The organism is Psychrobacter sp. CMS30 (assembly GCF_904846565.1).
Lineage (GTDB): Bacteria > Pseudomonadota > Gammaproteobacteria > Pseudomonadales > Moraxellaceae > Psychrobacter > Psychrobacter maritimus.
On record NZ_CAJHBF010000014.1, the window covers coordinates 82,508 to 91,431 of the forward strand.

The 8,924-nt window shown below is 43.5% G+C and carries 7 protein-coding genes; 4 read left to right on the forward strand and 3 right to left on the reverse strand.

Annotated features, from left to right (window positions below; all coding sequences use genetic code 11):
• Position 1: 1 nt before the first annotated feature.
• From JMX94_RS08880 to JMX94_RS08890, 3 genes are all read left to right on the forward strand, one after another.
• Positions 2–1,375 (forward strand): hypothetical protein, encoded by a 1,374-nt coding sequence (locus tag JMX94_RS08880; protein ID WP_201565009.1) that lies wholly within the window; start codon positions 2–4, stop codon positions 1,373–1,375.
• Positions 1,376–1,517: 142 nt separating this feature from the next.
• Entirely contained in the window at positions 1,518–3,722 is a 2,205-nt protein-coding gene (gene dnaX / locus JMX94_RS08885) for a DNA polymerase III subunit gamma/tau (protein ID WP_201565010.1), read from the forward strand.
• 235 nt (positions 3,723–3,957) lie between these two features.
• Complete coding sequence (locus tag JMX94_RS08890) at positions 3,958–4,857, forward strand: LysR family transcriptional regulator (RefSeq protein WP_201565011.1); 900 nt, start codon at positions 3,958–3,960, stop codon at positions 4,855–4,857.
• Positions 4,858–4,984: 127 nt separating this feature from the next.
• On the opposite strand, the gene JMX94_RS08895 is transcribed toward JMX94_RS08890, so the two are convergent.
• On the reverse strand, positions 4,985–6,166 hold the full coding sequence (locus tag JMX94_RS08895; RefSeq protein ID WP_201565012.1) for an aspartate aminotransferase family protein: 1,182 nt from the start codon (positions 6,164–6,166) through the stop codon (positions 4,985–4,987).
• A gap of 64 nt (positions 6,167–6,230) precedes the next feature.
• The gene (locus JMX94_RS08900) at positions 6,231–6,443 is read right to left on the reverse strand and encodes a DNA gyrase inhibitor YacG (RefSeq protein ID WP_068405332.1); all 213 of its coding nucleotides are present in this window, start codon (positions 6,441–6,443) and stop codon (positions 6,231–6,233) included.
• Between the two features lie 248 nt (positions 6,444–6,691).
• Between JMX94_RS08900 and JMX94_RS08905 the strand changes: the two genes are divergently transcribed.
• Positions 6,692–7,354, forward strand: a complete 663-nt coding sequence (locus tag JMX94_RS08905; protein ID WP_201565013.1) for a DUF938 domain-containing protein — start codon at positions 6,692–6,694, stop codon at positions 7,352–7,354.
• Positions 7,355–7,437: 83 nt separating this feature from the next.
• Here JMX94_RS08905 and JMX94_RS08910 read toward each other — a convergent pair whose 3' ends face one another.
• Complete coding sequence (locus JMX94_RS08910) at positions 7,438–8,847, reverse strand: AarF/ABC1/UbiB kinase family protein (RefSeq protein ID WP_201565014.1); 1,410 nt, start codon at positions 8,845–8,847, stop codon at positions 7,438–7,440.
• Positions 8,848–8,924 lie beyond the last annotated feature (77 nt).

Consider the following 8,924-nt stretch of genomic DNA (forward strand, 5'->3'; position numbering starts at 1 on the left):
TATGGACACTCAGCAAGTACCAGCGTCGATTTGGCAGCAGATGATTCAGCAGAATTTTTTATCTTTGTACGACTTAACCCCAGACAAAATCACTGACCCTGAGTATCTTCAGGGTTATGATTTTGTTTTTGAGTTTTCTAATGCCGTGGTCTACCTTATTGTCAATGATGTGACGATACAGGCTGATAGGCAGGATATCGATAGTGCTCAGGTGCGTACGTGGAGAAAAGACGTTGTCAATCAACTGATTAAGCAACATGCTCAGCTGTATCTTAAAAATGATAAGGCGCTTGCCTATAAAGATGAATCTAAAAACAAATCTAAAAATGAATCGGCATCTGACACAACGGCAGACAAGGCGATTTATTTTATTGGTTTGACCGCACTTTCGGTTCAGCATCAAGACATTGCTGAAAAAAACAGCGCTCAGAGTACTTATCACAATAGCTATCAGAATAGTTATCGTAATAACCACCAGAGTAAGCCTGCAGAGGCGGTCTCTTATGCGGTTGGCTATGAATATGGCAGTCAGTTTTTTGCGGAAGACTGTGTGCTAGATTTGGACGATGAAGAAAGTGTCCTACAAGTATTCAGCTATCAGAACTTCACTGAGATACTCAAGCAATTGGTGACGCCCAGTGATTTGACGGCATTTCTAGACTTTCACCGCGGTAAGCTGACTGGGTTTGAAGCGTTTCAAGATGAATCAACCTTGCTTGTACAGTTTTTGCAGTCGCCAGACTTTCATCAAAGGGCGATTAAAGTTCAAGAACAATTAGTCAGCCATGACTTGATAGCGCAGATTGAACCACGATTGTTAAAAGCGGCAGAGCCTGAGCAAGCGGAATTTGCTAAAGCATTGATGGCAGAGATTCAAAAGAACACGCGCATGTGGTATCAGCTTTTTAATAGCTTAGTCAGAGAGCGTTATGACGCCGGTACGCCACTACCAAAAGAGCAGGTTGATATTTTGGTCGACGAGTCGATGTATACCTATGCTTGTTTGGTAGAAAAAATCTTGGCTCACAGGACGATTGACCAAGATTCACGCTGGAATGGTTATGTGCGCCATGAGCATTCTTATAATGTTTTTGGGCGTCATTATCTGATGGTGTTTTATGCGCAAGATGATAACAGCTCGTTAAGTGCCGATAAGGTACGTGCCGGTCATCAAGATTTATTATTTGAGCTTAATGCCCAAATGCAGCAACCTGTTATGCAAGATCTGTTTTTGATCGGTGTCGACGTTAGACCTTGTGAAAATAGCGTGAATACTGAGGTTCATCTTGACGCATTTCATCAGCATGGCTCGCTTATCGATGCCAATACCCAGCGTTTATACCAACAGTTGGCTGAGCTGCGAGCTCAATCATAACCTATTCTAAAATCCAGTTTTGATGCTTAGCTTCAATATTTAGCTTTGCTATCTGGTTTTAATAATTGGCTTTGATATCCGTTTTAAGGTAAATCGCTGATTTGATGCTTTATTTATATTACTACTCACATTGGCATTCATTATGACGCAGCAATATCAAGTTTTAGCGCGCAAATATCGCCCCAAAAACTTTCACGAGTTGATTGGACAATCACACGTCTCACAAGCACTGATTAATGCGATTGATTATAATCGTCTGCATCACGCTTATCTATTTACCGGTACGCGCGGTGTCGGTAAGACCACTATCGCGCGTATTTTGTCTAAATGCTTAAACTGCGATACCGGTATTACCAGCACCCCATGTGGCGTCTGTGATAATTGCGTGGCGATTGATCAAGGGCGTTTTATTGATTTGATCGAGATTGATGCCGCCTCTCGTACCAAAGTTGAAGACACGCGCGAGCTCCTTGATAATGTCCCTTATGCGCCAAGCCAAGGTCGTTATAAAGTGTACCTGATTGATGAGGTGCATATGCTGTCGACACACAGCTTTAATGCGCTGCTTAAAACCTTGGAAGAGCCACCTGAGCATGTAAAGTTCCTGTTGGCCACTACTGATCCGCAAAAGCTGCCCATCACGATTATCTCGCGTTGTTTACAGTTTGTGCTGCGTCCTTTATCGCAAAGTTTACTCAGTGAACATCTAGCCAATATTTTAACCCAAGAGCAGGTAGGTTATACACAGCCTGCGCTTTGGCAATTGGCCAGTGCCGCAAAAGGTTCAGTTCGTGATGCGTTATCATTGACCGACCAAGCGATTGCTTTTGGGCAAGGTGCATTAGATGATGTGACGGTTAATGCCATGCTTGGCTTAATTGATGCGGCTGATTTGGTGCGTTTAATCACAGATATTTATAATCATGATAAATCAGCGGTTGCCACTCATATCGAGCAGATGCGTGCACAAATGGTCGATGCGACCAGTATGTTTGATGGCTTGGCTGAGCTGTTACATCAATTGGCATTGACGCAACTGTTACCTGAAGTTGCTCTTAACGTAAACGAGGCACAAGCACAGCAGATTAATCAGCTTGCGCAGCATATGAGTCCTGACGTCTTACAGCTATATTATGAAATCGTAGTGCAAGCACGTGAAGGCGTTAAACTTGCTAGCACACCGATGCAAGCGCTTGAGATGTGTATTTTACGTTTGTTGGCTTTTCGCCCTTTGCCCGTTGATGAGATTTTAGCGAACCTACCTGATAGCACCATACCACCAAGCTCTATACCATCTAATCCTGAATTACCTAGTCCTACCGCTTCGATAGAAACAGTGATTTCTACTACTTCGACAGCTGAATCCAATACAGCATCAATAAATGCCAATACTAGTGAGCCATTAAATACTAACGCGCTTTTAAATACTAATGAGCATTTAGCATCAGCGTCTTTATTAGTGTCAACATCAGCCGTAATATCAGAGTCCTTATTAGAATCGCAGCCAGAACAGCAGTTAGAACCGCAGTTAGAGCCAATAGCGGAATCAATACTGCCGCTACAAGATTATGATGCTGATTATCCGACCCCAAATCAAAATGAGGTCGAGTCATTTAACGTAAGCTATGATAATGCGGAATTGAGTCAATATGATGGTTATAGTCATAGCCATGATGAAAGGTTAGATTTAATAGATAGCAACGTTAGCTCTGAACCTGTTGTTGAGCCTAAACCTGTTGTTGAGCCTGAACCTGTTGTTGAGCCTGAACCTGTTGTTGAGCCTGAACCTGTTGTTGAGCCTGAACCTGTTGTTGAGCCTGAACCTGTTGTTGAGCCTGAACCTGTTGTTGAGCCTGAACCTGTTGTTGAGCCTGACGCAAATGATTCTCAATTAACTGCGCAAGCTGATGATCCGCGTACCTTGTTACGTTGCGCCCCGCAACCGTTGACGGGCGAGTGGACGCCAGACAAATGGGATTATTGGTTACAATGTGCGCGTGAAGCTGGTAGTTTGGCGCCAGATGAGTTGGCGCTGGCACGTCAAGGTATGATGACTGGCTACTGTAATGATAAAGCTGTCTTTGTCACCGCAGTGGATAGCAAGCATCTACAAGCCACCTTTCAGCAGCTGGCGGCAAAACTGCAAGAACAATTTACGCAAGCAGACATCAGCTTGCAGATAGATGGCAGCATTATGCAAGCCGACGATAAGACGCCTGAGCGTCGTCAACAAAAACGCCTCATACAAGCCCGAGCAGTGGCAGAGTCTAGATTGCTCAATACGCCCGTTATGCAATATTTGACTGAGCGCGGCGAAGGAAAAATGGGCAAAGTTCAGTTATATTAAACAATCAGTAGTTTTATAATGGTTGTTATTTTAATAGTTAGATAATTACTAAACCTATTATAGTGAATAAAATATCAAGGCGAGATTATGTTATCGCCTTGATATTTTTGGTTTTATTAAGCAGTAAATCTGCTTTATTGACCGTCAGAGGTATATTAAAAAACTGTAAGATTTATGATAATCGGCTATAATGGTTAAGTTATATTAAAAACTAAAAAGCAGCTTAGGTGAGAATATGTTAGATAATTTACGTGGTATGGCTGTGTTTGCCAGTGTGGTCGGACACGGCTCTTTTAGTGGTTCAGCTCGTGAACTGGGTATTACAACCAGTGCGGTTAGTCAGCAGATACGTTCTTTAGAAAATGAGCTGGGCGTGGTGCTCCTGCATCGCTCAACTCGTAAGCTTAGCTTAACAGAAGCGGGTGCCAGCTTTTATGAAGCGGCAAAAGACGTGGTTAGCGCTGCTGAGCAAGGACGTATCAAGGTCAATCAATTACGTGATGAGCTGGCTGGTAGCTTGCGTATTGCAACGACGCCTGAGCTGGGTGTACATCATATTTTACCGGCATTATCGACTTGGATGTCTGCGCACGACGACCTTAGCATTACGTATTTCGCCGACAATCATTATATCGATATGATCGATGAGCGCATTGATATTGCGGTACGTATGAGCCCAAATATCAATGATTCAACGTTAAGCAATCATCCGTTATCTGATGTGCGTCAATTGTTGGTTGCTTCACCGCAATATTTACGTCAACATAAAAAGATTGAAACCCCAAAAGATTTGGTAGACCATCAATTGATTTGCATCGATCTTATGAAAGATGCCAATCACTTAGAGCTGTCTCAAACAGAAACGGGTAAAAAAACCCGCATTAAGATGAATTCACGTATTCATACCAATAACGTCTTTATGGCGATGACCTTGGCAAAAGAAGGTCATGGCTTGATTCGAATCATGGAAATGGACGTCAAAAAAGAGCTTGAAAACGGCAATTTAGTCGAAGTTTTGACTGGCTATCAGCTGCCAAGTTTCGTGTTATATGCCGTCACTTTAAACCGTGATCAGCAGCCTGCAAAAATCACCCGCTGCTTAGAGGTATTAAAAAAGTACTTTCATGCCAATTAAGCTAAGCGTTTAATAACGTTTACTTTAAAGCACTGTTAAATTACTTTTAAAGTGTTAAAAAGCAAAAAGCCTATAGATAACTTATCTATAGGCTTTTTTAGCTTTAAACTTTGATTAAATCAATCGTTTAAAATGAAGGCTTTAATAAATTAACCAAGCGCTCAACCACTTGTGAGCTTTCATCACGGGTCATATTCAGTGGCGGCAATAGACGAATCACATGCCCACCAGTGACATTGATGATAAGTTTCTGCTCATCACGGGCACGGTCAACCAATTTGCTACAGTCCATCTCGTCAGGGAGCGCGATACCAATCATCATTCCAGCGCCGCGAGTGCTGACGCCATATTGTCCAAGCGCCTCAACCACACCATCACGGATAAACTGTCCTTCGGTGACGGCATTGTCCATGATATCGCCATTGGCAAGCACCTCATAAACGCTATGTACCACGCGACTTGCTAATGGCGTGCCACCATAGGTTGAGCCGTGACTACCGGCGCCAAACAAGCCATTGGCGCGACCACGCACCATGCAAGCGCCTACTGGAAAGCCATTACCTAAGCCTTTGGCAGTGGTTAATACATCAGGGCGAGCATTGCTATGCTGATAAGCAAAGTATTTGCCCGTACGACCGTTACCGGTTTGTACTTCATCGAGCATAAATAACCAATTATGGCTATCGCATACAGCTTGTAATTGCTCAAGGTAAGTAAAGCCATTCGCTGCTGTATTCAAACCACCTTCGCCTTGGATAGGCTCGACAAATACCGCACAGATATCATCATGGTCTTGAGCTGCTTGTTCAATCGCGGCGATATCGCCAAAGGGCACACGGATAAAGTCTTCATCCAAGGTATAAAAACCTTCACGTGCTTTAGGGTTGGCAGTTGCTGATAACGACAGCAAGGTACGCCCATGAAAAGAATGTTCCATGACGATGACTTTTGGACGTTTAAAACCTTGCTGATGCGCATAGAGTCGTGCCAATTTTAATGCCGCTTCGTTGGCTTCAGCGCCACTATTGGCAAAGAATACGCTGTCCATTTGTGCGGCATTACATAGGGCTTCGCCAGCGCGCTCTTGCCAATCAATACCAAATAAATTGCTGGTATGCACCAAGGTTGCTGCTTGCTGCTGAATAGCTTCAGTCAGCTTTGGATGACAGTGTCCTAAGCCGCATACTGCGATACCCGTCAAGGCATCTAAGTAAGGTGTCTCATCTTTGGTATAAAGCCAACTGCCTGAACCGCGGGTGAAGCTGATTGGTTGACGATTATAAGTGGGCATCAGGTAAGTAGCAGACATGTAAAACATCCTTGGGATAATAAAGAGTTAAAGGGTTAAAAGTTTAACGGAAATAATTAGATGGTTAGAGCTCATCAGAAAATGGCGTCGATTCGGCAGGTAAGGTGTATTCTTCACTTGCCCAAGCGCCTAAGTCGATAAGCTTGCAGTGATGACTACAAAATGGCTTATATTTATTGTCTTGCCAAGCAGTTTGGTTGCCGCATTCTGGACAAGGATAGGTTTTCGGTAAGGGGTTGGTATTGTGGTCGCTGTTGCTAGAAGTAGATTCAGTCATAATAAAAGTGGGTATATCCTATGGGCTATCAACAAATGCTGTCATTGACAACAGCACTGCTCATCAATAGCGAGTATGAATAAAGGTTGTAAAACCAAAACGTCATCTAACGATAATCATTAATTGCACTGAGCAATTAATGATTATCGTTAGATGAGCACAGTCGTTATATTACTATTGCGCTGGATTGACTATATAATAGCATGTGGTCGAATAATGACAAATGACAAATACCTTAAGGGTAGTAGATGACTCATAATCTTGAGCTTTCACATCAGCAGCCGCGTGCCTTTCAACCACAAAAACTCTCAGCCCCACGTGGTTTTATAGTGCCCGATATATTGATCAACGCTGAGCTGCCTTTGGTGTTAGAGATTGGCGCAGGGAAGGGCAAGCATGCCCTTAGCTTCGCACTGCAACATCCTGATAAGCACCTGATAGCTATAGAGCGCACACGTAATAAGTTCGATGCCTTTGCCAAATTGGCAGCGCAGCAGAAATCAAGCAATCTAAACGCGATTCATGCTGATGCCATTGCTTGGATTGTCCATGCCATTGCGCCAAACAGTATCGAGCGTATCTTTATATTATATCCCAATCCTGAACAACATAACCCTAACCAGCAGTGGTTAAACATGCCTTTTTTTGAGTTCTTACTTTCTCGTTTGCAGATAGGTGGAGAAGTGGTGCTGGCGACCAATATAGAAGCATATATGGATAATGCAGAGCAGCAAGCCAATGTGGTCTGGTGCCTACCGAATACGCGTCATAAAGTAGCTAGCGATAGTCAGCGCACACACTTTGAGGTTAAATACTTGGCGCGCGGTGAAACTTGCTGGCAGCTAAACATGCGTAAGCCTGAAGGTTATAAAACCAGATTTGATACATGGCAAGCGAGCAGTGAAGCATAGCAAGATAAATAGCCTAAGCAAATAAAAAATACATAAAAAAGACCGCCACAAAAGGGCGGTCCAAAAAATATCACTTTCTCACCTTACAAAAAAGGCTTTACCAGTTTATTAGAATCCGTATGCGCATCTAGCACTGTCAAGAACGTATAAGCACCAATAAATTTTCTACTGATAAACATAAATTCTTTAGGCGGCAGATTGAACTCGAAAGACTGCATTGCTCGCGTCGCATCGTTTGAGAGGCGAGTATGCAATTTACTGTTTGCCCAAATATAACGCTGCTGCTCATCCAAACAATCAAGAGGAATATCCGGATTCAATGCCGGGTCACTAAAAGGTTCGGTGGCCAATAAAAACAATGAGGCAATATCAGAGCGGACTTTATCACTCATGCTATCAAAGAAATCATAACCGGTCATAGCACGTTTCATTGCTTGATGGTCATGACGATATCCGGCGCGCAATAACCCGTGCGCAATCGTCAGTAGGTTGTTATCGAATTGGCGAATGGCTCCGAAATCTAGCAACACCAGTTTATCGATTTCGTGTTCGTCAGTAGCGACACGAACGAGGTAATTACCAAAGTTTGGATCCGTCTGCATCTCGCCCCAAACAAAAATCTCTTGCATCATGATTTCGATGGCCGCTTGCCCGATGGCATTGCGGCGCTCATGTGGCAATAATTGCAGCGCCTCAGAGACAACGGTAATACCTGGCTCATAAGACATGCATAACAAGCGTTTAGTTGAATAAGTGCGATTAATTTTGGGAACGATATAACGCGGGTCGTCAAATAAGCGCTCATAAAAACGCTCTGTGGTCGCAGCTTCCGCTTCATAGTCAACTTCATGATGTAGCAGGTCGCGTATTTCTTCAAACCACGCATCGAGTGCACGTGTCTGCGGCACGATATTACTGACTTTTAATAAACGCTTAAATAAAGCCAAGTCAGAATTGATGGCATCCGCCACACCAGGGTATTGGATTTTTAACACCACTTGTTCGCCCGTCGCCAATACGGTTGCACGATGAACTTGGGCGAGGGAAGCGGTACCGATAGGAATAGGGTCGACGTCAAGCTCATTTAATTTGGCGCCCAATAACTGCTGTAATGTCTGCTCGATTTTTGGCCACGCTAAAGTTGCCGTATCATCATTGAGCGTTTGCAAGGCGCGCGTGATTTCGGGTGGCAGTATATGCTCGCCATAAATCGCCAGCATTTGACCAATTTTTACCACCGACCCTTTTAATTTACCCAGCTCTTCTGCCAGATAATTGGCCTGTTCTTCCATAAAAATTTGATTACGCGCCGTACGGGCTTCTTTGTCCAAAAACATACCAGACACACTATTACCAGCCCAACGACGACCGATATTTAAGGAAGTTTTAGCAATAGACATCCGACGCTCAAACCCTGACGTTTTTAGGCTGTCGATGGATTGTCTGTTATTAGACTGCTTATTATTAGAAGGTCTAGAAGTATCGTTTGCCATAAATATAATCATTCATCTGGTTGCTGTTGATTTGCGGGTTCAAAACCGACAATACAAGGGAGATGCGACGTACTGGT